Genomic DNA, 1040 nt, shown 5'->3' with positions numbered 1-1040 from the left:
CCTCCGGACCGGTCAGGTCGCGCAGCAGACGGGGCGCCAGGTGGGAGTTCTCTGCGGTCGGCTCCACGCGTCACACCTTCTCCAGCGCGAACCCGGCTTTGATCCACTTGCTCGACTCCACCGCGATGCCCACCGCGCGCTCACCGCGGCCCATGGCGGCCAGCGCGCGTTCGAGCTGGAAGAACACCAGCGCGTTGCCGTTGTTGCCGACCTCGCTCACGCAGCTGACCTCGGTGGCACCCGGCACGCCGAGACGATCGACGATCTTCCTGGTCATCCGGCCGGACAGCTGGGGCGGCAGCAGGTAGTCCACCTCTGACGACGTCCAGCCGGCCTCGTCCAGCAGCTCCTTGAGGATCTCCTCGGACATCGCGGGCACGGACTCCTCGATCATCTTGTAGTCCTCGGCGCCGGCGGCCTGCTCGTGCCCGCGGTCGGCCAGCCCGAACCACCGGATCACCTGCCCCGGCTCGCGGCCTAACCCGGTGAGGCGGGTGAAGACCGTCCGCACCGCGACGGAGTCGGCGGTCGGTTCGACACCCAGCACCGCGGCGCCCGCGCCGTCGCCGAACAGCACCACGTTGACCACCTCGGCCGGGGACAGCGTCCGCACGTCCACGCGCAGGTCGTAGTGCCTGGCGCTGACGTCGCCGCCGAGCACGAGCGCGGTGCGGTACCGGCCGGTGCTCATCAACCGGCCCGCGATCTCCAGCGCCTGCACGGCTCCGGAGCAGCCCGACTGGAGCTGGAAGGTGGGCACGCCGTCGATGCCGAGGCGGTCGGCGATGAGGTTGACCGTGGCGGGCATGAGCATGTCCGGTGTCGCGGTGCCCATCACCACCAGGTCCACCTCGCCCGCGGTCTTGCCGGCGGCGGTGAGCGCCCGGCGCGCGGCGGTCTCGCCGAGGTCGGTGAGGGTGTGGCCGACCTCGCCGGACTCCAGGTCGGTGGCCAGGTAGCGGGTCCGGGTGGCGACGCCGGAGGACGTGGCGATCTACGCCAAGCACCGGGTGGGCGTCGCGCACTGCCCCGGGTCGAAC

At 71.9% G+C, this 1040-nt stretch carries 1 protein-coding gene; it reads right to left on the bottom strand.

Translation table 11 applies throughout. The annotated features are described in order from the left end of the window. Positions 1–70 precede the first annotated feature (70 nt). Complete coding sequence (locus tag AB0G02_RS42050) at positions 71–943, bottom strand: 3-oxoacyl-ACP synthase III family protein (RefSeq protein ID WP_360806729.1); 873 nt, start codon at positions 941–943, stop codon at positions 71–73. Between the last annotated feature and the right edge of the window lie 97 nt (positions 944–1040).

The sequence above is a fragment of the Actinosynnema sp. NPDC023658 genome (assembly GCF_040639995.1).
GTDB lineage: Bacteria > Actinomycetota > Actinomycetes > Mycobacteriales > Pseudonocardiaceae > Actinosynnema.
This window is presented reverse-complemented; position numbering and strand designations above follow the sequence as displayed.